18 protein-coding genes are annotated in these 25,399 nt (G+C 49.0%); all 18 read left to right on the top strand.

Annotated elements, in window-relative coordinates; genetic code table 11:
• Nucleotides 1-86 precede the first annotated feature (86 nt).
• The 18 genes from ABWH99_RS10585 to ABWH99_RS10670 all read left to right on the top strand — a co-directional run bounded on the left by ABWH99_RS10585 (nt 87) and on the right by ABWH99_RS10670 (nt 25,221).
• A complete protein-coding gene (locus ABWH99_RS10585; RefSeq protein WP_375586247.1) occupies nt 87-1,442 on the top strand; it encodes an NAD(P)/FAD-dependent oxidoreductase in 1,356 nt (451 codons plus the stop codon).
• The gene (locus ABWH99_RS10590; protein ID WP_375586248.1) at nt 1,439-2,983 is read left to right on the top strand and encodes a 4Fe-4S binding protein; all 1,545 of its coding nucleotides are present in this window, start codon (nt 1,439-1,441) and stop codon (nt 2,981-2,983) included. Before ABWH99_RS10585 ends, ABWH99_RS10590 begins: the two co-directional genes overlap by 4 nt.
• Nucleotides 2,983-4,458 carry a glycosyltransferase gene (locus ABWH99_RS10595; protein ID WP_375586568.1) on the top strand — a complete coding sequence of 492 codons (1,476 nt, stop codon included), beginning with the start codon at nt 2,983-2,985 and terminating at the stop codon, nt 4,456-4,458. The genes ABWH99_RS10590 and ABWH99_RS10595 overlap by 1 nt, the downstream gene beginning before the upstream one ends.
• A 159-nt stretch (nt 4,459-4,617) precedes the next feature.
• Nucleotides 4,618-5,322 (top strand): glycosyltransferase family 2 protein, encoded by a 705-nt coding sequence (locus ABWH99_RS10600; RefSeq protein WP_375586249.1) that lies wholly within the window; start codon nt 4,618-4,620, stop codon nt 5,320-5,322.
• 76 nt (nt 5,323-5,398) lie between these two features.
• A complete protein-coding gene (locus ABWH99_RS10605) occupies nt 5,399-6,286 on the top strand; it encodes a hypothetical protein (RefSeq protein WP_375586250.1) in 888 nt (295 codons plus the stop codon).
• Nucleotides 6,287-6,297: 11 nt separating this feature from the next.
• Nucleotides 6,298-7,644 carry a carotene biosynthesis protein gene (locus tag ABWH99_RS10610; RefSeq protein WP_375586251.1) on the top strand — a complete coding sequence of 449 codons (1,347 nt, stop codon included), beginning with the start codon at nt 6,298-6,300 and terminating at the stop codon, nt 7,642-7,644.
• A gap of 41 nt (nt 7,645-7,685) precedes the next feature.
• On the top strand, nt 7,686-8,447 hold the full coding sequence (locus ABWH99_RS10615) for a DUF6503 family protein (RefSeq protein ID WP_375586252.1): 762 nt from the start codon (nt 7,686-7,688) through the stop codon (nt 8,445-8,447).
• Between the two features lie 10 nt (nt 8,448-8,457).
• On the top strand, nt 8,458-9,381 hold the full coding sequence (locus ABWH99_RS10620) for a patatin family protein (RefSeq protein ID WP_375586253.1): 924 nt from the start codon (nt 8,458-8,460) through the stop codon (nt 9,379-9,381).
• Nucleotides 9,382-9,386: 5 nt separating this feature from the next.
• Nucleotides 9,387-10,097, top strand: coding sequence for an SGNH/GDSL hydrolase family protein (locus tag ABWH99_RS10625; protein WP_375586254.1), 711 nt, complete (start codon nt 9,387-9,389; stop codon nt 10,095-10,097).
• A gap of 1,035 nt (nt 10,098-11,132) precedes the next feature.
• Nucleotides 11,133-14,234 (top strand): SusC/RagA family TonB-linked outer membrane protein, encoded by a 3,102-nt coding sequence (locus tag ABWH99_RS10630; RefSeq protein WP_375586255.1) that lies wholly within the window; start codon nt 11,133-11,135, stop codon nt 14,232-14,234.
• 39 nt (nt 14,235-14,273) lie between these two features.
• Complete coding sequence (locus ABWH99_RS10635; RefSeq protein ID WP_375586256.1) at nt 14,274-16,037, top strand: RagB/SusD family nutrient uptake outer membrane protein; 1,764 nt, start codon at nt 14,274-14,276, stop codon at nt 16,035-16,037.
• A gap of 57 nt (nt 16,038-16,094) precedes the next feature.
• Nucleotides 16,095-16,808, top strand: coding sequence for a hypothetical protein (locus ABWH99_RS10640; protein ID WP_375586257.1), 714 nt, complete (start codon nt 16,095-16,097; stop codon nt 16,806-16,808).
• A 287-nt stretch (nt 16,809-17,095) separates the two neighbouring features.
• Nucleotides 17,096-17,605 carry a plastocyanin/azurin family copper-binding protein gene (locus ABWH99_RS10645; RefSeq protein WP_375586258.1) on the top strand — a complete coding sequence of 170 codons (510 nt, stop codon included), beginning with the start codon at nt 17,096-17,098 and terminating at the stop codon, nt 17,603-17,605.
• Between the two features lie 72 nt (nt 17,606-17,677).
• Nucleotides 17,678-18,976, top strand: coding sequence for an FG-GAP repeat domain-containing protein (locus ABWH99_RS10650; RefSeq protein ID WP_375586259.1), 1,299 nt, complete (start codon nt 17,678-17,680; stop codon nt 18,974-18,976).
• Nucleotides 18,977-19,244: 268 nt separating this feature from the next.
• Nucleotides 19,245-21,545, top strand: a complete 2,301-nt coding sequence (locus ABWH99_RS10655) for a DUF6797 domain-containing protein (protein WP_375586260.1) — start codon at nt 19,245-19,247, stop codon at nt 21,543-21,545.
• A gap of 47 nt (nt 21,546-21,592) precedes the next feature.
• On the top strand, nt 21,593-22,480 hold the full coding sequence (locus ABWH99_RS10660) for a hypothetical protein (protein WP_375586261.1): 888 nt from the start codon (nt 21,593-21,595) through the stop codon (nt 22,478-22,480).
• 104 nt (nt 22,481-22,584) lie between these two features.
• A complete protein-coding gene (locus tag ABWH99_RS10665; protein ID WP_375586262.1) occupies nt 22,585-23,235 on the top strand; it encodes a hypothetical protein in 651 nt (216 codons plus the stop codon).
• A 12-nt stretch (nt 23,236-23,247) separates the two neighbouring features.
• A complete protein-coding gene (locus ABWH99_RS10670) occupies nt 23,248-25,221 on the top strand; it encodes a DUF5060 domain-containing protein (RefSeq protein WP_375586263.1) in 1,974 nt (657 codons plus the stop codon).
• Nucleotides 25,222-25,399: the final 178 nt, after the last annotated feature.

Genomic DNA, 25,399 nt, shown 5'->3' on the forward strand with positions numbered 1-25,399 from the left:
CAACTTGTCAGGCAATGGACAGCACTCCGTCTGCTAGGGTAGTAGATTTGTTCAATTTCAACAGATACAGGCAAGGGCTTTTCTCCATGACTGAAAAAAACAACCACATCGTAATTATAGGCAATGGTATTTCAGGGGTAACTTGCGCGCGAAATATTCGAAAGAAGGACCGAGCGGTCTCGATCACCATTATTTCTGCAGAAACCAAGCATTTCTTTTCTCGGACTGCGCTGATGTACATTTACATGGGGCACATGAAATACGAGCATACCAAGCCCTATGCAGATGATTTTTGGGAGAAGAACGGCATTCAGCTAAAATTCGCTTGGGTACGGCAGGTGGATTTTACCAACCGCCAGCTGCACTTTCAAAATGGCGAGCAGATGAGTTACGGTAAATTGATCCTGGCGACTGGTTCCAAACCCAATAAATTCGGCTGGCCGGGTCAAGAGCTAGACGGTGTGCAGGGTTTGTACAGCTACCAGGATTTGTTGTCCATGGAAAAACAAACGCCTTCGATTTCCCACGCGGTAATTGTGGGAGGAGGGCTTATCGGAGTGGAGATGGCGGAAATGTTTTGCTCAAGAAAAATTCCGGTGACATTCCTGGTTCGGGAAAAGGGATTTTGGGACAACGTACTTCCAAAAGAAGAGGCAGAACTGGTAGGTCGGCACATACGCGGGCATGGTGTCGATCTTCAGTTGGAAACCGAATTGTCTTCCATTGTAGATGACGGTACGGGTCGGGTAAAAGCTGTGGAAACAAGTGCCGGTAAACGCATCGAATGCGAGTTTGTGGGTTTGACAGCGGGAGTAAGTCCCAATATAGGCATTTTCAGGGGTTCAGAATTGGCAACGAATCGGGGCATTCTGGTGGATGAGTGGTTTAGAACCAATCTTCCGGATGTCTATGCTATTGGCGATTGTACGGAATTTAAAACTCCTCCGGGACCCGACAGAAAAACCATCGAACAGGTATGGTACACGGGACGCATGCACGGAGAGACTCTGGCGCGTAACCTTACCAGCAAAAATCCGGTCCCTTACAAACCCGGCATTTGGTTCAATTCGGCAAAATTTTTTGACCTGGAGTACCAGACCTATGGACATATCCCGGCCGAACCCCGAGATGGAGAATGGTCCTTTTATTGGGAAGACGCCTCGGGCAACGTTGCCTTGCGACTACTTTTTACACGTGGGGATCAGCTTCTGGGAATCAACGCGTTTGGTTGGCGAATGCGGCATGTCTTTTTTGACCGGGCAATCCGGGAAAGATGGCTGGCAGATCGGGTTATCTCCCGCCTGGATCAGGCCAATTTCAACCCCGAGTTTTACCGGGATTTGCAGAAAGAGCTTGTCAAGGCCTACAATCGGGAAAAGGGAACATCCATTGCCCTCCCCAAAAGGTCACTTATTCAACGATTAATCGGTTCAAGGGCATGAAATTCATTCAAAATACCGGATTGGTACTGGTTGTGGCAGGCCTGGTGGTTTTTACGGTGGTCCCGTTTTTGGGAAGTTGGAAAATGGAATCCACGATGGTAGAAGAGGTAACCAAAGAAAGACACCGCGAGGTGATGGTCGACCTGTTGGCTCCCATGTACGGGGCGTCCTATGGGTCACCTTTTGGCTTTATCAACGATCTAAATGGATACGTGAAGGCCCACAACGATTCCCTGAAAGCAGAGGAAAAATGGGATCGGGTAATTTGGGACGACTATGCCTTTCCCTTGACAAAGATAGCTTCGCGGGGGCCGGTACCTGCGCATCCACTGCTTTTTCTGGCGCTTTCCGTGGGCTTGACGGTGCTTGGTGGCTTGCTGTATACAGTGCCCCTGTATCGAAATGAACCGGCAGGCATCAAAAACGATGGCATTTATTTTTCTTCCATGAAGGCCCGGGGTTGGTTGGGTATATTGACCGGAACTTATCTGATTGTGTTTTATGTGGTGCTGTATTGGTACCCTGCCTACCTGAGCAATTTGGTAATCATGGTGGACCCTTTGAGCCAGGCCTTGTCCGGGGCACCTGCCAGTCAATGGTTTCTTTACGGATTGGTGTATACGCTGGCAATTCTTGTGATGGGTGTTCGGATGTTTCGCAAATACAAAGGAAATAAATACCAAACCGTTCGAACCCTATCGGTTATGTTTTTTCAGCTCGCGTTCGCCTTTCTGATACCTGAGATTCTGGTTTTATTTAATATGCCCTGGCATGATTTTAAAAACATCTGGCCTCTGGATTATACCTTTTTCTATGAATATCGGCTTGATGGCATGTTGAATTCCGGAGCGCTGGGTATGTTTATGCTGGTATGGGGGATTCTGCTCATCGTCGTTGGCGTACCCCTGATCACTTATTTTTATGGCAAGCGCTGGTACTGCAGCTGGGTTTGCGGTTGCGGAGGGCTGGCGGAGACGCTGGGAGATCCGTACCGGCAATTGTCCGATAAATCCCTGAAATCCTGGCAAATTGAACGGTACCTGGTGCATGGAGTTTTGGTGCTTGCCGTAGTCGTAACGGGGGTTACCCTACTCAATTATTTCATGGAATTTGGGCTGCTAGGTCAAGCCACCGATCAACTCCATTCCCTCTACGGTTTCGCGATTGGATCGGCTTTTGCGGGGGTTATCGGAACCGGATTTTATCCCTTTATGGGGAACCGGGTCTGGTGCCGTTTCGGTTGTCCTCTGGCCGCTTATTTGGGGTTGGTACAACGATTCAAGTCCCGGTTCCGGATCACGACGAATGGGGGGCAATGCATCTCTTGCGGAAATTGTTCTACCTATTGCGAAATGGGTATTGACGTGCGCTGGTACGCGCAACGGGGGCAAAATATCGTAAGGGCTTCCTGCGTGGGTTGCGGCGTCTGTTCGGCCGTTTGTCCCCGCGGCGTGCTAAAGTTGGAGAACGACAAGGAATCCGGAAGAATAAACGACATGCCAATTATCATCGGGAACGATTCGATTAATTTGAACGCGTAATCATGTGGATTTATTTGTTTTTGGGAATATATGGGTTGGCCATGACCTTTATTCTGTTATACAGTTTTGCCCAGGCAAACCTGCTCTGGCATTTCTTCCGCTTCAAGAAAAATGAGGTGCCTGAAGCCTCCATCTTCGATCCGACCCTACCGAAAGTCACGGTACAACTGCCGGTATTTAACGAAAAATATGTGGTTCAGCGGCTAATCGATGCAGTCTGCCGCCTGGAATATCCTTCTGATAAGTTGGAAATTCAAATCCTGGATGATAGTACGGACGAAACTTCCGATTTAATACGTGCAGCCTTGCCAAACTATCCGGCCCTGCCTATTCATCATTTGCAACGTGAGGAAAGAACCGGATTCAAAGCCGGAGCTTTGAAGGCGGGATTAGCTGCTTCTTCCGGTGAGTTGCTGGCGATCTTTGATGCCGATTTTGTGCCCGATCCTAAATTTTTACTGAAAACGGTCCCCCACTTTACCGACAAGGAAATAGGTATGGTGCAATCGAGATGGGGACATTTGAACGAGAATTATTCCCTCTTTACCCGGCTGCAGGCCTTTGCGTTGGACGCTCATTTTATGGTGGAGCAAATGGGAAGAAATGCGCAACATGCGTTCATTAATTTTAATGGCACCGGGGGCATTTGGAGAAAATCCTGTATTCTGGACGCGGGTGATTGGGAGGCAGATACCCTTACCGAGGATTTGGACCTAAGTTACCGTGCCCAGCAAAAGGGCTGGAAATTTTTGTACCGTCCGGACGTGGTCTCGCCAGCCGAGTTGCCCCCAGTGATGTCGGCGATCAAGTCGCAACAATTCCGCTGGACCAAGGGGGGCGCCGAATGTGCTGTCAAACACTTGAAGCAGGTGGTGAAAGGTCCCTTTCCCCTCGCCGTGAAAATCCATGCCACAGCCCATTTGTTAAATTCCCTGTTGTTCCTCGCCATTTTGCTGGTTAGCCTCAGCAGTTTGCCGGTCTGGTGGGGTTTTTATCAGGGGCTCATTCCTGCGGAATTCTTTAAGGCAGCAGCGCTTTTTCTGGTGGGTTTTGTGCTGATCGCCGCCGTTTATTTCTTCGCCAATTTGCAGTTGGCGGGCTATTCCAGGAAAGGATTCCTTCGCTATCTTTGGGAACTGCCCGTTTTTCTCTCGGTTTCGATGGGACTATCGGTTCACAACGGACAGGCCGTATGGGAGGGACTTACCGGTATCAAATCACCATTTATCCGCACACCCAAATACAATGTAACCGGGAAGGAAAAGGGCTGGTTTGGCAATGCCTATCATTTACAGAACGTGCCGCTTACCGCCTATGTGGAGGGAGTGCTTGCCTTGTTTTTTCTGTTGGTAGTTGGGCTGTCCGTTTACACAGGAACCTACGAGATGATTCTTTTCCATGCCATGCTGGCATCCGGATTTGGCATGGTAAGTTTGGCCTCCTTTCGAAGCATCGGGCGCCCGGCCTCGGGCTGACACCCGCGTCTGTCGAGGCCCCGCTACTGCCTGTTTTACGCGCTTTTGCCTGAGGCAATGGGTAAATTGGGCCGGAGCGAACGTAGTCCAGCGCTTCCAAAGAATTCCTGTCCAAACCGAATTGCAAGGGACCCTGACCCCTTATAAACGTAAAGCTTCATGACGATCGAAAAAGAAAGTACCGTAAATATAGATGTCATTATACCTGCATTTAACGAAGAAAATGCAGTGGGTAAGGTAATTGGTGACATTCCGGACTTGGTCCGGAACGTGGTGGTGGTAAATAATAATTCAAACGACGATACCCGAAAGGTAGCTGCGGCTGCAGGTGCGATAGTACTAGACGAACCCACCATGGGATACGGCAAGGCCTGTTTGAAAGGTATGGCCTATTTGCAGCAGCAGCCGGTTCCCCCGGATGTTTTGGTATTTCTTGATGCGGACTATAGCGACTATCCGGAGGAGATGGAAATGCTCCTGGCTCCCTTGCTTCGTGATGGATACGATTTGGTCATCGGTTCGAGGGCAAGGGGCCAGCGAGAGAGGGGTTCCATGACACTGCCCCAGGTTTTTGGCAACTGGCTGGCCACCCGTCTCATGCGCAAGCTGTTTTCGGCGAATTTCACGGATCTTGGCCCTTTTCGCGCCATACGTTGGGATAAATTGCTCGCTTTGCACATGGAGGACGAGAATTACGGCTGGACCATTGAAATGCAGCTAAAGGCAGTGAAAAGCGGCTTAACATACACCGAGGTTCCCGTCACCTACCGGCAACGGATTGGAAAATCAAAGGTGAGTGGCACCTTGCGTGGTGTGGTGGGTGCCGGATATAAAATTTTATGGAGTTTGTGGAAATACCGCTAGCATTTTCCGAATCGAACAACCGGCGCACGGCTACTGTCCGGTTTTTTCGTTAAATTACCATTAAAAATGATCCATTATGAAACATCGACTGCTCTTGTTTACTGGAATTCTATGGGCTGTTTCCTGCAGCCGCCCCGAAAGAGAGGGGGTGGATTTTGACGCCTGGGGTGACTATTGGTTTCAGGAAACGGCCGAGATTAGTAGTTTTGATTTGGTGCAGTACCGCTACGGAGAACCACGCAATGGAGAAGCCGTATTGATTTTTGTAACCGAGGATTTTTCCCGAAGTAAGCAGGTCAAGCTGGATGATCCGGGTGCTGCGGGCAGGGATAAAATTTCTGTAATCAAGATGAATCAAACCAGGGATTTTATAACCGGTATTTATCCCTATCACATGATGCTTTCGGCATTCACCCCTACCAAAGAAGCATCTCAGGGCCTGAAGTTTACGGTATCCTCTCAGGAATGGTGCGGACAGGCATTTGCCCAGGCGAGTTTATCCGGAGGGGACTCCTATTCGGGAGAGCTGTTTTCCTATTTCGAATCGGAGGGAGATAAAAGTTTTTCCCTCGAGGGCATGGCGGAAGACGACCTATGGAACCTCATTCGTATTCAGCCCGATCTGATACCGACGGGCAGTGTACAAATGTGGCCTTCCCTCATCTATCAGCGATTGACTCATTCGGATTTCAAGGCCGAAGAAGCATTTATCCGGCTACGGGATATCAGCGACGCCCGCCGGCAATTGGAGGTCACGTATAGTTCCGACCGCAGGGAATTGACCATTGACTTTGAAAAGGAGTTTCCCTACGCCATATTGGGCTGGCAGGAAACGCATACCAAAGAAAACGGTGAAAAAGAGATTACCAAAGCTACCCGCAAAGGGATGAAGGTCATTGATTATTGGAACCGAAATGCGCTGGAGGATGAATTTTTACGAAATGAATTGAATCTCGCCCCCTAATTGGTGTCCATTTGAAAACATTTTTGGGTTTTACGGGGATTGCCATCGGGCTGCTTGGAATCGCTTATGGAGTTCCACGAACGGATTTTCCAGTCCTGCTAGGCTTGTACACGTTGTCCTTTCTAAGTTATCTTTACCTGCTTTCTGCGCAAAAGAAGCGAGCCTTTTCGCTCGTTTTACTGGTAAGCATGGCCATGGGATTACGCATGCTTCTTATAGGCGCCTGGCCGGAATTATCGGATGATTTTTATCGGTACTTGTTTGACGGGCAATTGCTGGTAGAAGGAATCAACCCCTACCTGGAATTACCCACAACAGTCCGGCACTCCGGGCTACTGCCGGATAACCCGTATTGGGAAACCCTGCTGCAACGGATGAATTCTCCGGAATACTTTTCCCTCTATCCTCCTTTACATCAATTTTTTTTCTGGTTGGCAGCCTTGACAGGGGAAAACCTGTTCCTCAATGTACTTGCCCTGCGGGTAATGGTATTGGTGGCCGAGGCAATCAACCTTTGGTTGATTCAAAAGCTGCTTTTTCGTTGGCGCATGCCAGCCTACCGCCTTTCCTGGTATGCCTTCAATCCGCTGGTGATTCTGGAGCTTACAGGAAATCTCCATTTTGAAGGATGGGTGTTGACCGGCCTGCTATTGGCCATATATGCCTACGATATGAAAAAACCGCACTGGGCTGGGTTCAGCTGGGCGGCGAGCATTGGGATGAAATTGACCCCGGTGCTGCTGGCCCCGGTTTGGATTCGCTTCTGGCGCAAGCAGCAATTTTGGCAATTCACCCTGGTAGCGGTAATCTCTGTTTTGCTGCTCTTAAGTCCCGTACTGATTTCAGGCGGAGGCGAAAATTTTTACCAGAGTTTCCGGCTCTACCAAAGCAAGTTCGAATTCAACGCTTCGGTATACTACCTGATTCGGGCTCTTGCGGGCTATTTTGTGGACTATAATCCCATCGCCTACGTGGGGCCGGTACTCCAGGGAGTGGCGGCGGTGTCTTTGCTGACCATGGGTCTGTACCAGCGTACGTTTACACGAGAGGCACTTGTATCCAAGATGGTATGGATGTACCTGGTTTTTTTGCTGCTTCAGACTACTGTTCATCCCTGGTACCTGATACCAGCGTTGGGGATCAGTGCGTTAACGGCTAACCACATGTTTGTTGCATGGAGCGGTCTTGTGTTTCTTTCCTACCACGTCTATGCCACGCCGCAGTACAACGAGTCCATGCCCATAGTCCTGGTCGAATACCTGGTGCTGGGAATCGTGGGACTGATTGCCGTCTTTCGCTACCTTGCCAACCGGCGCAGCCTTTCCCCGTCGACTGCTTCTACTGGCAATTCGTTGTGATAATTCCGAGTAAATGGTTAATATTAGCATAATTTGATAAAATGAAAACACCAACGATTCTCTTCGTAAAATACCTGCTCTGCGGCTGGATCCTGCTGACTGGCTGGATCGCCTGTTCTTCCAAAACCGACGCGGAAAAAATCATTGATCAATCCATTGCAACGCACGGAGGTGCTTTGTTCGAATCAGCTATTATTCGGTTTGATTTTCGCGACAGGTCCTACGAGATAGCCAAATCTCCGCAGCGGTTTCGGTACGTCCGATCCTTTTCCGACGAATCCGGTCAGGTAGTGGATGTATTGGATAACGAAGGGTTTACCCGAGAAATCAATGGGAAAGCGGTCAGCTTGTCCGACAAAGACCGCAACGCCTATTCCAATTCGGTTAATTCCGTCGCCTATTTTGCCTTTCTGCCGTATGGATTGAATGATTCGGCTGTAATCAAATCCTATTTGGGAGAGACGCAATTGGAAGGTAACAGCTATGAACTAATCAAAGTGACCTTTCAGAAAAACGGAGGAGGCGAAGACTACGAGGACGAGTTCTTGTACTGGATCAACAAGGAAAACTTTCGCATGGATTATTTGGCCTACACGTACCATACGGACGGGGGAGGCTTGCGTTTTCGAAAGGCCAAAAACCAACGGGAGATTTCCGGAATCTTGTTTCAGGATTACGACAATTACAAACCAGCAGACGAGACCGTCCCTTTAGAGGAAATACAGGCCCTATACGAAGCCGGATCCCTTGAATTACTTTCAGAAATTCTGTTGGAAAATATTCGGGTGGAAATCGTCCAATAAGGAAGCGAGTATGGAAACAAAACGTGCATTGGTTATATCTGGCGGAGGCAGCAAAGGAGCCTTTGGGGGCGGCATTGCCGAATACCTGATACGGGATTGTCAGATTAAGTACGATATTTTTGTGGGGACCTCGACAGGGAGTCTATTGGTACCGCTGTTGTCCATCAACGAGATTGAAAAGATTAAGGCCATTTACACATCGGTAACGCAGGATTGTATATTCAGCACCAATCCCTTTATTATCTCCAAAAAGAACGGCGTATTCAAAACCCGGATCAACCATTTCAGTACGCTAAAGATGTTTTTGAAGGGAAAAAAAACCTTCGGAGAAAGCAAAAACCTGTTTCTTTTGATCAAGAAAATCATTACTCCGAAGGATTTTGACCGGATGAAATCCAATACAGCAGAGATTTACATCACGGTTTCCAACCTTAGCACCAATACGGTGGAATACAAACGACTTAAGGACTGTAGCTACGACGATTTCTGCGAGTGGATTTGGGCTTCGTCCAATTTAATCCCCTTCATGAGCCTGCTGGAAAAAGACGGTTGTGAATACGCGGATGGGGGATTTGCGGATCTGGTACCCATTTCAGAGGCCATCTACCGGGGGGCCAACGAGGTTGACGTAATCGTGTTGAAGGCCCGGGCGGGACGGGAAATGAAACGCCCGGTTCGGAATGCGCTGGAACTTACCACCAGGGCCTTTGATTTTATGTTGGATCAAATCTCCTCCGACGATATCAAAATCGGAGAGCTACTGGGGAAAAAGCGTAGGGTAAAGCTTAATTTCTATTACCCGCCGGCGGTGCTGACGGAAAATTCCTTGATTTTCGATCCCCACCAGATGAAAAAATGGTGGCGTCACGGAAAACGCTACGCTAAAGAACAACACCCGGTGTGCAAATGCATCGAAATGGGAGTAGAAACGTAACTAGTATGGGAACGATCGGAATAAAAATAAGCAAACTATCGGTAGTCTTTTTGGGGGTTCTGTTGCTAACCGCTTCGGTGAGTCGGCAGCTACCGGCAGTGTTTGTCATTGGCGACAGCATTTCCATGCAGTATGGACCCTTTCTGGAACAGTACCTGCAGGGAACATGGGACTATGACAGGAAACGGAACGAGGGGGCGGATTCCTCCAATCTGGATCAGCCCGCCGGAGCGAATGGAGGAGACTCGGGTATGGTACTGGACTACCTTCGTGAGAAGGTGAAAGACCCCGCATTCCGCCCGGATTTGATGCTGATTAATTGCGGGCTGCACGATATCAAAACCAATGTACAAACCGGTGAGAAGCAGGTTTCCCTGGACGACTATCGGAGGAACCTGGAGCAAATTTATGCCCTATTGGAAGAAAGGGGGATCCGTATGGCCTGGATACGTACAACCCCGGTAGACGATGAGACCCACAATTCCAGGCAGCAATCCTTTCATCGGTATGCGGCCGATGTAGCGGTATACAATGCAGTGGCCGATGTGGTATTTACCTCCAGGAATGTTCCAATCATAGACTTGCATGGATTTACCGGGAATTTGGGTAACGACCGTTTTATCGATCATGTACACTTTGGCGAGGAAACCCGTGCCGCGCAAGCTGCCTACATTGCAGGGTATCTCGCAGGGTTTCGTTCGGTTTTAAGTAATTGATCGGCAAAAAATAGGCGACAGGTAGGGCCTCTGTCTTGTTATACAACTAATTTTCCGAGCAAATCAAGCACCTGTGTGGATCGGTTAGGTAACAGGTTCGCGTTATTTTTTTGTATCCGGGCCCAGCTTGGTCGACGAAATGTTATTTTTTTCAGTCCCGCATTTATTAGGATTGTGGTAGCCCAAAATGGGGATGGATGATTTTTTCTGTTTGAAAAAATGGACCCTTTTGCGGCAATGTAAGGAGTTAATCCGTATTCCAAAGGCCTGTAGTTTCTCCCAATAAGCCGATTTTAAGCGGGTTACAAAATTTATTAGCGATAAAATTGGTTTTGTATACCGAATCAGATTAAAAAACATTTTCATTTGAATAAAATCCAAAGGATATATTAAAGGCGTAAAAAATTTTACTTTTTGTCAGCAAAAAAGAAGGATAAGTAAAAAAAAATCTATAGATTTATTCGATTGTAAAAATGTATACGGTATTCAAAAAAAACAAGCGATTAAATACGATTTATTTTTTTAACAAATTGATTATAAACTTTTTAAGAAATCGTTTTTGGACTCGTAGAAAAATTCAATCAAGCCAGCAGAAATCTAAATTTGGTCTTAAAAAGAATGGAATTTCGTGGCCTGCTGTCAATGAAATGGGAACCGGGCCAGGAGCCGGTAATTAGCTAAAAGGAATCAGTTATATTAAACCGTATCACCTATGATAAAAATCCAGTTCAGTTAAAAAAAGCCGATTGGTAAAACCAACCGGCATGGTCTCATGATAATGCTCATTGGGGAATGTACTTATCATAAGACCGCTATTCATTGAAGTCTTTCATTCAATAAACCCTTAAAATTATGAAAAATTTATTACTTAAGGCAATCTTTTGGCTGCCTTGGTGCTTTCTTTTTTGCTTTGGTTTGGTCTTTTCCACTACTGGCAGCAGACTTCCGACGGAAATCTCGACAAATTATCTCACAGAGCACCGCACAAATCAACCCGCGACTTTGCGTTCATCTTCACCAATTCCGGCTGTTTTTTTGGAAACCATACGTGGTACGGTCACCGATCCCAACGGTGAACCAATACCCGGTGCCACGGTGGTTATCGAGGGATCCAGCCAGGGAACCGTATCAGATATTGACGGGAAGTTTACACTTGACGCAGAGCTGGGATCCGTGATTGTCATCTCGTTTATCGGTTACAAATCCGAGCGAATTACTGTAGGAAATCAAACGCAGTATACCGTTGTATTGGGTGAAGACCAAACCTCATTAGATGAGGTCATCGTAGTTGGTTACGGAACACAAATCGAATCCCGCCTAACGGGAAGCATGGCGAGAGCCGATCCGGAGGACATGGCGAGGGTATCGACACCTACCGTAGGACAGGCGTTACAGGGGCGGGTTGCGGGGGTTTTTATCAAGAACCAAAATGGCCAACCCGGACAGAATAAGACGGCCATTAATATCCGTGGATTTGGTGAGCCACTGTATATTATCGATGGATTGCCAGTAGATGAGGCGGTTTTCTCAAACTTAAATCCGAATGATATCGAAGAACTTACAGTCCTCAAAGATGCTGCTGCTGCAGCGGTATACGGGGCAAGAGCCGGTAACGGTGTTGTACTGGTGACGACAAAACGGGGGAGTGCGGGCGATGTTCAATTTTCATATAGGGGTGACGTCGGCTTTCAGGGGCTTACCATGGTGCCAGATGTCATTGAATCCTGGGAATACATGACTCTGTTTAACATGCGAAACCTCGATCGGGGGCTTGGACTACGCTGGACGCCTGAGACGGTCGAACAGTTTAAGGTACATACGGATGGATCAGACCCGGAAAATTACCCCAGCGTGCAAATGTATGATTTGATCGCCCGGGATGCAGCTCCAATGTTTACACACGATTTGTCCCTAAGGGGAGGCAGTGAAAAGGTTCGCTATTTTGTTTCCGGAAACGTGTTCGATCAGACCGGTCTGGAGCGCAATGTTTTTGGTGGAACCGATACGCGATTCAAGCGCTACAATATCCGCGGTAATGTGGATGTGGATGTTTCCGAAAAGTTCACTTTTAACTTTGACATGAGTTATAACCTGCAGGATTTCACCGGTCCCAGAAACGCTTTTGAGGGGACTAGTTGGTCGCAGGGGCAGGGAATTTTCGCCCGAAGTGGGCGCTGGCGTCCCTTTCATTCCATTGAAGAATTGCCCGGTGGACACCTGAATTTCCCCAGGGGAGCTCCGGAAGGACAGACGGTGAACCCGCTAAATTTGGCCAGTGCTGCTATCGGGGGTACGCAGGAGTTTCAACGGGGATTTATCGATTTTAAGCTGGGAGGGGAGTACCAGCTCCTTCCGGGATTGAGTACCCGGGCCACGATCAATTACCAGGGGACCAATTTGCAGGAGAAGATGTTTCAAAAGAGAGGGCCCGAATACCGCTACAATCCGACGACCGAAGCACACGAGTTTGTACGGGCTTTGAATGCAGACACCCGGGTAGAGCGAAGAAACAGCCAAACCGAAAATATAAATTTCCAATATTTCCTGAATGGCGATCATACATTTGGAAAGAATCATTCCCTCACCACCATGTATGTGTTCGAATTCATCGAGCGCCATTTTGAGCGAATTGATGCCAGCCGAATTCTCTACGATTTCCCGATTGCGCAATTAAGTGCCGGCCCACCCAGCCAGCAATTCAACAATGATGTCATCAACCGAAACAAACGAATAGGGCATATTGGCCGGGCCAGTTACAACTATGCCGATAAATACTCCCTGGAGGTCAGTGCGCGCTACGACGGATCGATGCGTTTTCCAGAGAATTCCCGGTGGGGCTTTTTCCCTTCTTTTTCGGGGGCCTGGAATATTACAGAGGAATCCTTCATGCAAAACCTTGGCCTGTCGAATGTCCTAACCTTTATGAAACTGAGGGGTTCCTGGGGCAGGCTTGGTTTTGACGCGGCTGGTGACTTTCAGTTTCTGCCGACGTTCTCGTTTGATGATTTTTACATCTTTGAAGGGTCAACCCTGCAGCGAACGATCAGCACGGACGGGCTGCCGAATCCCAATATCACCTGGGAGAAAATGGATATCGTCAATTTTGGATTGGATGCCTCTTTTTGGGATGGCAAGTTGGAAGGCACCTTTGATATTTTTCAACGAAACCGGTTTGACGTACTGGGCCAACGTATTCTTGATGTATCCCCGGTGGTCGGAGCGGTATTGCCACGGCAAAACTTCCAGGAATTTCAAAACCGCGGGTTGGAGCTCAGTTTGCAACACACGAATACCATCGCGAATAGCAATTGGAATTATTCCATCGGGGGTAATTTTGGGATTTTTGAGGAAATCGTTGTCAATACCGATGAACCCGATTTTATAAACAAGGAAGTGGAGCGCCGAGAGAAACAAATCGGGCGGCGCGTGATTACCGGTGGACGAAATAATGTCAATATTTTCTACCTGGAAACCGACGGACTGTTTGCATCGCAAGAGGAAATTGACAGTTGGGCAGACATCGACGGCAATGGAAACCGCTCCATACAAATAGGAGATGCGCGAGTAATCGACCGAAACGGGGATGGACGCATTACCAACGAGGACCAGTACATTGCCACCTCAGGAACCCAACCCAGGTTAACCTTTGGATTCCAGACCCGTATTGCCTGGAAAGGGCTTGAGCTTGTTTCGTTCTGGCAAGGAGCTTCCCGGTTTGGTTGGAACCTGGCCTGGAGTGAGTTTGAGTCGCCTTTCCCCTCTAACGGTGTTGCCTTGCAGGGACATATCAGTGATTCCTACGTCCCGGAAAATGAATTTGGGCTTCCAGCCGTAAGCGCGGCAGATGCCCGATGGCCAAGGGCATCGGGAAGGTTCAACAACAATTACGATATGTTTTTGATCGATGGCACCTACCTGCGTCTCAAGCAGTTGCAACTGGGGTATACCCTCCCGCAGCAACTAATTGACGGGCTTGGTTTGCGAAGGGTGAAGTTTTACGCCGGAGGGACCAATCTGTTGACCTTTTCGGACATAGACTTTCTTGATCCGGAGATCGACGAAAATCCCAGGCAGTTTTTTGGCAACTACCATCCACAGACACGGGTGATCAACCTGGGCCTTGAGATCGATTTCTAAGAAAAAATTTATTTGATAACGACACTTATTTTCTCAGTTATGAAACAACGCAATTATCTATACCGTGCCTTGACACCTTTTCTCCTGTTTTTGCTGGTGTCATTGGTTTCCTGCGACGACCTTTTAAACCTCAATGAGGTTCCACGCGACCTGGTAAATGCGGATCAGGTATTTCAGAATGAGGCGTTTGCCGATGCATTGGTTGCTGACTTGTATGCCGGATTTCCCTTTACCAGCTTTGATAATTTTGACGGCATGCTTGGTCACCACGATCTGGGTACCCAGCGGGGGGGCGGCTTCACGAGCTGCCGAACCCACGGGGGAATGGACATCAATAGCGATTGTGAAGGCCTGTGGGATTATGAATACATCCGGGAACTGAACTTCTTCATTGAAAATATCCGGGAATCCCCTTTGTCCGAAAGCTTCAAACGGCAGCGCGAAGGCGAGGTTCGGGTGTTGCGAGCGGCTGTATTCTTCAAAATGCAAAAACGCTACGGTGGAGTACCACTGGTAGACGTGGTGCTGGATCCTTTTGAGGAAGTTCCCGAGCAATACCGGGTACGAAGCAGCGAGGAATCTCTTGCCGATTTTATTGATACTGAATTGGGAATTGCCGCTGAAATGCTTAGCGAAAGTACAGGCGAAACCGGACGGATTAATCGATGGGCGGCCTATGCCTACAAAGCACGGGCAAACCTCTGGTCGGCTTCCATTGCTCATTTTGGAACCTTGGCAGACAACAGGCTAACGGGTATTCCTGCAGGCAGAGCCAATGAATTCTACAGCAAAGCGAGTGCAGCTGCCAGGCAGGTGATTGATTCCGGGCGGTATTCCTTGCTTCAAAGCAGTGACCCGGAGCGAACGTACTGGAGTGTTTTCGTTGAAGACGCTAACGACGAAGTCATCTTTGAACGCATATATAATGGCGTTGAAATTCGGCATCAGTTTGCGCACCAGAATCAACCTACTCCTTTTTCAGAGGGCCAGGGATCGCAGATGAACCCCACGCTGGAACTGGTCAATCACTATGAGAACCTGGACGGTACCTTTAGTGAGCCCGAATTGGGTCCAGATCACCTGTATCCGAGCGGATTAGGTCCCTGGGCAAACAAAGATCCCAGGCTGTATGCGACGGTACTCTTTGAGGGAGATTTTTATGCCGGAATTTTGGTAGAATTGTACGAAGGTATTGATCCCACCGTAGGAGGTACCAATCCAGATGCAATCATCTCGGAGGTCGGAGTTACCTATAACGGTAAAAATACCGTCGGAAGTGCCAGCCGAAGACAAGCCAACCAATTTTTTCCGTCTACCGGATTTTTACTTGAGAAATACATTGCGGAAACTCCGCTAATTCCCGCCGGGACGGAATCCAACAACTGGAAGGAATTGCGGCTGGCTGAGATGTATTTGATCGTTGCCGAAAGTGAGTTTGAGCTGGGTAATCCCGCAGATGCGGCCATGTACCTCAACTTTACCCGCGAGCGGGTAGGGCTGATTCCCTTAACCGAGGTTACCATCACCCGTGATCGGGTGCGCATCGAGCGAGCCAGCGAGTTAATTTACGAAGGGCACCGGTGGGACGACCTTCGCCGCTGGAGAACGGCATTGGATGCCCTGAACGGGCAAATTGTAAAGGGTGTTCGGGTAATTTATCATGATGACTCCGGACAGTATTATTTTCTGATTATTGACGGTGAAACTGTTCAGCGCGAATTTCGACCGGAACATTATTACAATCCCATCACGAACGCCCGACTCGAAACCAATGGCGACCTCATAGAAAACCCCGGTTACTGAGAGAAAGGGCCGTTTTTATTCTAACATGAAATTATTTGGTATTTAAACACGATAACAATGAAAAGTTTACCACATAAAAAACATTTGATTCTGGCAGCAATGACAGTTTTCCTAGTGGTCATTTCGGGGTGCGAGGAGATTGTCACCGATTTTGGTTTCGACGGGCAGATCAGCGGTTTGATTTTGGATCAAAACGGAAACCCAGTCTCCGGAGATGCTGCAAATCCGGCATTTACAGTATTTGCTTTAGGAGAGCAGGACCGGGTTCCGCTGGAATTGCGCGTGAATGGAGATGGATCCTACGCCAATCTACACCTGTATCCACAGCGATACACGGTCTGGGTGGAGGGTCCGGTGGATGGTCCCGGTCAGGGGGAATTGACCGTAGACCTTACAGGTCGGCCCGTTGAACAGAACATTATGGTCACTCCATTTTTGGTGATTCCTCCCCCTACCGTTTCGGTCTCTGGCGGGGAACTTCAGGTGAATTATTCCATTTCCCCCAGCCAAGGACATGGCGTACGGGAGCGCGTAGTACTGGTAAGCACAGTAGCAAAAGTGGGTGTTAACACAGGAAATGGCCCGAGGTGGCAAACACGGGAGCTAGACCTTTCGGACAATTCGGGCATGGCGTCTGTACCACTGGATGCCAACCTCCTGGCCATGTCCCGCGAACGTGGAGGGGGTAATTTACACATCCGTATCGCCGCACGATCTGATCAAACCACGGATTGGAATCATAGCCTGCCCATTGTAATTACAGCTCCTTAATTTCGCGAAGCGGATAAATCGTCCGGGCTACCCGCAACGCGATGCAATGGCGGAACGGGTAGGCCCCTGGGCGAGATTCTGCGCAACAACCCGGAATCGGATTGAGGCGAAGCGGAAGAACTTCGATTCGTTGTGCGAGAATTATTCTTGGAAAAGAGGAAAGATCTACCGAATATAAAGGAAAATTATCTAGGAATGGGGTTGAAACAAACAATCATTAAAACAAAATCTGGTGTAGGACCGGATTGCTTAATCTTAAATTTTCACAGAAACGTAATTTTTGCTTTATGAAAGGTATTGCTCTCGCATGTTTGGCTAGTATTCTCATTATCGCGTTCTTCCTTTTTACGCCAGATTCCGGTGGGGCGGGAATAGCCCCGTTACCTGAATGGCCAGAGTCGGTGGGACGAATGTACACCGAGTTTACCGATACCACAGAAATAGAGATTGTTTCCAAAGGAGTAGAATTGAGCTATTCGATCTCAGAGATACGTGCCAAAGCAGGAGAGGTACTGCGTATTCGGTATATCAACGAGAGCGACATGAGTCACAATATCGTCTTGGTACGGGAAGAAGCTGATATCCGACCGGTAGGCATTGCCGCGCTCCAGGCCATGGCGACGGACTGGATCCCGGAAAAGGAAATGCACCGGATTCTCGCTTACAGCGATCTGGCCTATTCAGGAGATACTGTGGTGCTATCCTTCAAAGTTCCCCCGCCAGGCACCTACCCCTACATATGCACCTATTCTGCGCACTGGACACAGATGCAGGGGAGGTTAATTTCAATCGAGTAAGTCCCATGCATGCCCGTCGGTTGGCGGATGAGCATGGTGTATTTCTTTAAAAACTACGTAAACAGACAAAAGATGAAGTTAAAAAATAAGAATAAATCGTTATGCAGTTCGTTTGGCCTGGCCTGCCTGCTGCTTGTGATCTTTCCGATTTCTATGGATGCCAGTTGGGCACAGGGAAGTACGAAAACCATTCAATTTAGAACACATATTATTGATGATTCTCTGATCGGCGGCGCCTTTTCGAATACAGGACTAGCGGACATGGACGGCGACGGCAAGTTGGAGTATATCATGAGTTCGCGGGGTACGGGCAAAATCTACGTGTATAAATACCACGAGCCCGGACATTGGTCCAGGTACATTGTTGGGGATAATCCACCCACCGATGCGGGAGGCGCAGTACTGGACGTGGATGGTGACGGAATGCCAGACTATCTCGTTGGTGGTGCCTGGTACCGAAATTCTGGTGAACTGCAGACTCCTTATGAACGGATCGTATTCGATGATGGCATCATGGATGGCTCCATCCACGATCAGGTTGTTGCCGACATTAATGGAGATGGTCGTATGGATGTGATTACCATGTCGGATCGAAATAACCTTCGCTGGTACGCCATTCCCGACAATCCAAGAAATTCCTGGCAAAGACAGGATATAGGGGCCGCGGTACACGGCGGAGTAGCGCCAAAGGGGCATGGCGACCTTGACAGTGACGGGGATGTGGATATCGTTCGGACGGACGTGTGGTTTGAAAATTTGGATGGTGAGGGAACCAAGTGGAAGCAGCACGATTTGGGTCCATTTATGCCGCTGCCAGAAGGAGAACCAACTTGGGCGGATAAAGCTGCCCGATCCTGGGTTGCCGATATCAACCAGGATGGAAGGTTGGATGTAGTACAAACCGTAGAAGAGATGCGCGGTGGCAGAGTTTGGTGGATGGAGAATCTCGGTCCCGATTCCGGAGGAACCATTCAGTGGTGTCGGCATGAAATTGCCGGATGGGACCGCATCATGGGGGGGTTGCATTCCCTTGGTGTCGCGGATTTCACCGGTAATGGCAAACTTGATGTCATTACGGCCGAACAAGACTGGCAACGTGCGCGCCCGGGCAAAAAGGGTGAAGAAAATCCACGATACTACCTCTGGGAAAATCTCGGTGTAGGTCCTTCCTGGTCCAATAATCCGAAAGTTGAGTGGAGGGAGCACGTTATCGCCGATATAAATCTTGGAGGTCATGAGATCGTATTTGGGGATGTTACGGGGGATGGAATGCTTGATATCGTTGGAAAGCCCTGGAGTCCTTCCGATAACAATGCGCTTGGGGGCAAAGCCTTTGTTTTGTTTCTTGAAAATAAATCGATCCTTGATTAAGATGCCATGTTCCCTAATCTCCCGCCAACGGAAACCACGGTGCTGCTTTCTGTCCGCGTTTACAGCTGCTACCCAGCGTACCAAATGAATAAAGACTAAAACCCACAAATTGTAAAGAAATTCGTTTTTAGCAGTTAATACAATTAAGATTACCGTAAGACCGATGAAAAAGTTACCAAGACAGCCTGTATCTCGTTTCCTGTGCGCCCTGATGGCGATCCTTTGTGTTCATTTGCCGTTGCAAGCCCAATTCCAACCTTCCGATAACATGAACCCAATGAATCACGGTCCATTCGTAACTTCCACGATCACGTACGATCCGCTGGTGGCGAGTAGCCTGTTTGTAAACAAAGGGATAGCCGTAAAAGTCGGAACGCATCCTCAGGCAGTGATTACCTTTGATACTGATTTATTGCGTATAGCGAGTGCCTGGACCGGTGGGTTTCTTCATTGGTACCTGGAGCGCGATGGATTGGAGAATTGGCCCAGTCAGGATGGAATTACGCACTTCGAAACCTCTAAAACGCCTGGCTGGTCACTTGACGGTGAATTTGAGGACCCGAGAAATTGGCCCTATGGACCCATCCCGAGGGAACAAGCGCATTACAAGGGGCTGTACATTCACGGGGATAGGGTTCTTTTTTCCTATACTGTTGGCTATAGTCAGGTATTCGAATTACCTGGGTTTTCACAGGTGGATGATCAGCCCGTATTTACACGCACCTTTAACTTGAGTCCCACGGAAGAAACCCTGTCTTTGCGGGTGCTACAGGTTCCGGAAAATTCGGAAGTTGAACGCATACCGCTCGCAGATTCCCGGGGATACCTGCGCATCCGAGTGGGTTCCAGCACACGCATGGTAGGCGTAGAGGGGATTTTCGATTCAACGGCGGAATGGCGCATAAAAAACGGTCACCTTATACTGGATCTGCCCCAAATCGAGGATCCACTTGCTTTTCGCCTGTCCATCGGTCCGGTACAATCTGGAGAAACCTCCAGCTACATGCAGACCTATCTGGAACAGGCAAAAGACCTCCCAGACCTGTCCGAATACACCCAACCTGGCCCCGATCTGTGGGAAAACTTGCAAACGGAAGCAGTGATGAGTAAAAACGAGGGGCCTTTTGCCGTGGATGAATTGACCATACCTGCTGACAATCCCTGGAATTCATTTATTCGCCTGATGGATGTTGATTTTTTATCCGACGGCAGGGCAGTGGTGGTATCCCTGAGCGGTGACGTATGGCTGGTAGAGGGAATCGGGGAAACGCTGGGCAGACTCCACTGGCATCGATTTGCCACGGGTTTGTTTCAGCCGGGAGGTGTGAAGGTAGTCGATGACCAGATTTACGTGACCGGACGCGATCAAATCACGCGTTTACACGATTTTAATGGGGATGGATTTGCCGATTTTTACGAAAATTTTAATAACGAAATCATGGCATCCACAAATTTTCATGCCTTCACGATGAATCTGGAAACCGATGCGCAGGGTAACTTTTATTTTGCCAAATCCACTCCCTGGCCACCCTACCTCCGAAGAAGCGGTCCTCCAGCCAAAGCAGAGATAACGCCGCATCACGGTGTACTCCTTCGGTTATCGCCGGACGGAGAAAAATTGGAAACCATTGCAACGGGCCTGCGCAATCCCAATGGGTTGGATATCGGGCCGGAAGGGGAAATCATCTATGCAGATAATGAAGGAAACTGGGTACCCACCAGTAAGGTCCACCGCATTAAGGAGGGTGAGTTCCATGGATTTATTCCCTCTTCACATCAATCCGAAGTGCCAGAATCGTTCGAGCCGCCGATCGTCTGGACCCCGCATTACCTGGACAACTCTCCGGCCAAACCGATGTTCATTACCAGTACGCGCTGGCCGGAGGAACTTCGAGACGATTTGTTGCTGGCTTCTTACGGGCGTGCATCCCTTGCACTGATACTAAAAGAAGAGGTGGATGGGGTCTGGCAAGGAGCCCACGTGAACCTGCCACTCGTATTTAAATCGGGCCTGGAACGTGGCCGGTTTCACAAAGACGGACAGCTGTACCTTGCCGGGATGACCAGTTGGCAATCCATCGGGGAAGACTGGGGCTCGTTTCATCGCGTTAGGTATACCGGGCAGCCATTGACCGTACCGGTGGCTGTTTATACCAAGGCCGGTGGTATTGAACTTCATTTTAACAAAAAACTGGATCCCGGGATCGCCACCTCGATGGACAATTTCCGCCTGCAGAAATGGACCTATCCCTGGACCAGTCAGTACGGCAGCCGTGGAAAAGTCTATTCGGTGGACAATCCGGGAGAAACCAGACCCGATGCGGTGCAGGTGGCATCCATCCGCTTATCGTCGGACGGAAAGGTGGTATTCCTGGAGATCCCTTCCCTGAAACCCGGTGCGGTCAACGCTTCCCTTGGTACACTGGAGGAACTGCCGGACATGATCGAAACCTCACTGGGCTGGGTGATGTCAATAAGCTATCAAATTGCAACGGAAGAGGGAACCGAATTAACCCATATGATCCACAAAACCATCCACCGGGTTCCTACGGAAGGATTTTCGGAATAACCGTGAATGACGACTGAAGGAACCTTAACCCACAGAAACCAGCAGGTATGAGATTTCGCACACAATATCTTCTTTTTGTTGCATTACTTTTCTCTTGCGAGGAAGGTGAGCAGCGGCATTTGGACGTCACCGTCACCGAGGAGCAACGTTTTGATTACCTGACCTGGAAGATTGAAGCAGCAAACGGCACCTGGCACTTTCAACGAGCTCAGGCCGAAACGGGTGAGACCGCTACCGGATTCAATTCGGCGATCGACAAGCAAGGCCTTGATTGGATCGCCAACGATTGTGTAGCCAATCGGGAATGGCGGGGATGGCCCAATTTTGCTTCGGACGGATTTGGGCATCCCTGCCGGGGAGGCGGAGGGACCTCCAGATGGATAGATGCCACGGGCGATCCGGTAGCTATTGGCGATACCCTTCGAGGAAACCACTTGATGCTGGAATCAAGCAACGAGAAATACCGGGTCCGCTATCACTTTTTTAGCAGCCATGCGGCTATCGAAGTACTCGAAGCGAGGGATTTATTCGCTTTTTTATGGGAAGGGCCCGTTGGTGGAAAAATGGCCATTGAGAAACAGTATTACCTGCTTGAAGATGGTCTGAAACGCCCGTTTGAGCACGGGAAGGGAATTGGGTACCTCAATCCGGAATTTGGCAACAACTTTCCCTCATCCTTCTTTTACTTTCTCGACGAAGATGCCGATCAGATCCTGTATGTGGGCGCCAGCGGTGTTGCTGGGGGAGGAGACGAGGGATGGGCGCAACCCTATAACATGGCCATATTTAGTTTTGGAAGAGATGACGATAAACACGCATTGACCAATACCGATGCAGTAGCGGTCTTTGGGTTTTTAGATAAGTTTATGGGGCATACAGAAATCCGTGATTTTATTCATGCACGCCTTGAAGCACCCTTTAGACCGATGGAATAACAGATTAATAAGTCCTGGGCCGGCTTGCTGCTCGTGTCGGCAACCACCTCCCGAAATGGGAAAACTGGAATTGTGAAAGGAATTTTAACTAAACTATAGCTTCAATGAGTCTTGTCTGTTATTGCCTGAATTTGTGCCATTTATTGATGATTTCTGCCCAGTTTCTGGGTCAAATATTTGGCGATGGCATGAATTGGTTTCCGGACCTGAACGGCCGGATTCAATCCGAGTTAGAAGAACAAACAGCGATTGTTTTTCTGGGAGAGTACCGGGCGATCGGGTCGCTGCAATCTCAGGGGCTTCACGGAGGTATTTTAATGGACGCAATTCGGTTTTTAACAGAAAACTCAGGTTTCGATGGATTGAAGGAGCTAACGATCGATCAGCACGGGTACCCGGTTTGGGAAGGGGAAGCGGTCGACAAGGTACGCGGTGTTTCATCGGTACAAGTGCCCGGTGCGCTTCCTCTGAGCCATAGTGGGAGTCGTTCTTCCGGAGGTGGTGCCATTGGCGTGAATGGAATTCAAGCAAATGGAGAGAGAAAATGGCAGGATGCGCCTACCGATACCTTTGCCGCTTGGGTACAAAAAAATAACTACTTATTCACCATTCTCGAATGGAACAGGGTACTTGTTCGATTAAGGCTTGACCGAAGCGTTCGGGTAATAACCCATCCCATTTCCCATCAATTTGTTGCCAAAATCAGAAAGGTATTTTCGGATTCAGGCGAAAACAGGACAGAATTGCAACAATAAAATCCAATAACCATGAAAAAAGTAACATGTGTAACCAACGTCGTGCTTTTGCTACTGACGAGTCAACATTTTCTATTCGCACAGGCTTCCGGGCAGATAGAAGGCGAGCTTAAAAAATGGCATGCCATATCGATTACATTTGATGGACCGGAAGTCAGTGAGGCCGATGCATACAACCCGTTTATGGGCTATCGCTTAAACGTTACTTTCCGGTACGAGGGCGGAGAACTAGTATACCAGGTGCCTGGATATTTCGCTGCAGATGGAAATGCCAGAGAGACCAGCGCTACTTCTGGAAACAAATGGCGGGTACATTTCAATGTGCCCCAAACCGGGCAGTGGAGCTACCAGGCTTCTTTCCGAATGGGAGAAAACATCGCAGTAAATGCGAGCTCAACCGCTGGAGAACCGGTTTCCTTCAACGGAGCTACCGGGACCTTTTCTATTGCCGATACGGATAAATCCGGCGTAGACCATCGTGGGAAAGGGGTTCTCAGGTACGTTGGCGAACATTACCTGCGATTTGACAATGGAGAATGGTTCATGAAAGGAGGCGCCGATGCTCCGGAAACGCTATTGGGGTATGTAGACTTTGATGGCACCTATACCCATACCGGCCTTTCGAAGGATGCGGGTGATGTTTTAATTTGGGGAACGACCCAACACAAAGACGGGCGGGGCGCGACACCGCTTAAAAAGTACGAAGCCCACCTGCGGGATTGGAAGGAGGGAGACCCGGTTTGGCAAGGCTCTAAAGGAAAAGGTTTGATCGGCGGACTCAACTACCTGTCAGCAAAAGGAATGAATGCCGTCTCTTTTCTGACCCTATCCGCCGGGGGGGATGGAAAAAACACCTGGCCCTGGATCAGCCATACAGAGGTAGACCGATACGATGTTTCCAAGTTGGACCAATGGGAAATTGTGTTTTCACATGCGGACAGAATGGGATTGTTCCTGCATTTTAAAACCCACGAAAATGAGAATGATCAGCTGCTAAACGGTGGCAGGCTGGGACCCGAACGAAAACTGTATTACCGGGAATTGATCGCCCGTTTTTCCCACCACCACGCACTGAACTGGAATTTGGGGGAAGAACACGACTTATGGGATGAATTGAACGATCCGGAGCAGCTAAATGCCAAAGCCGATGCCATGTACATTCACAGCTTGGATCCCTATGACCATCCCGTGGTGACGCATACCTTTCCCAACCAATACCAACAAAGCTATACTCCCTTGTTGGGTTTCGAGTACTTTGAGGGCCCTTCCATCCAAACGAATAGCATGCGTCCCTGGCACAACTTCGAGGTCATTTCGTATTGGGTGAATGCATCCCGGCAGACGGGAAGAAAATGGAACGTATCCATGGACGAAGCCGGCACCGGCGCGCTCGGGGTCACCACGGATGATTACGACGATAACTACAACCAAGACGAAGCCAGAGCTACCTATTGGGCTACTATTGCTGCCGGAGGAGATGGAGTGGAGTGGTACTTTGGTTATGCGGAAGAGCAAAATGACCTGAACATGGAAGATTGGCGGAGTAGAGATGCCCTGTGGGACTATACCCGGCATGCCATGGATTTCTTCAAAAACAACCAAATCCCCTTTTGGGAAATGGAAAATGCCAACGACCTAACCCGTAGTGAACGGGATTTTGTATTTGTCAGCAATGGGGAATTGTACGTAATCTACCTGCCGGCCGGCGGGGGCTCCGCACTTAATCTTCAAGGACATGTAGGAACCTATACCGTGGACTGGTACAATCCCAGGACCGGTGGAGCGCTTCAAAAAGGCAAAGAAATGATTTTTGAGTCTACCTATTCCCGGGAACCGGCCTCCGTTTTATCGGCCTTACCCAACATCAAAACGCCCCGGGTGCAGAGAGAAAAAGTATCCGAAGTATCGGGTCCCGGTTGGGTAAATCTCGGAATGCCCCCATCCGATCCAAAAGAGGATTGGGTAATTTTGGTCCGAAAAAAATGAACCCGACCTGCTCAGCCCTACCCGCATATGCAAGGGAATATAGCGCAGCCATTTGGGGGCATATACTTTGGCAGCGGATCATACTTTCATGGATTACCGCTACTTATTTCCGCCCCGGGTTGGATTTCGTTCCTTCGAGCGAACTACCCGAATCTGGCGGGTAATGCCGGGCGGATGC

The organism is Cyclobacterium xiamenense (genome assembly GCF_042140265.1).
GTDB classification, from domain to species: Bacteria; Bacteroidota; Bacteroidia; order Cytophagales; family Cyclobacteriaceae; genus Cyclobacterium; species Cyclobacterium xiamenense_A.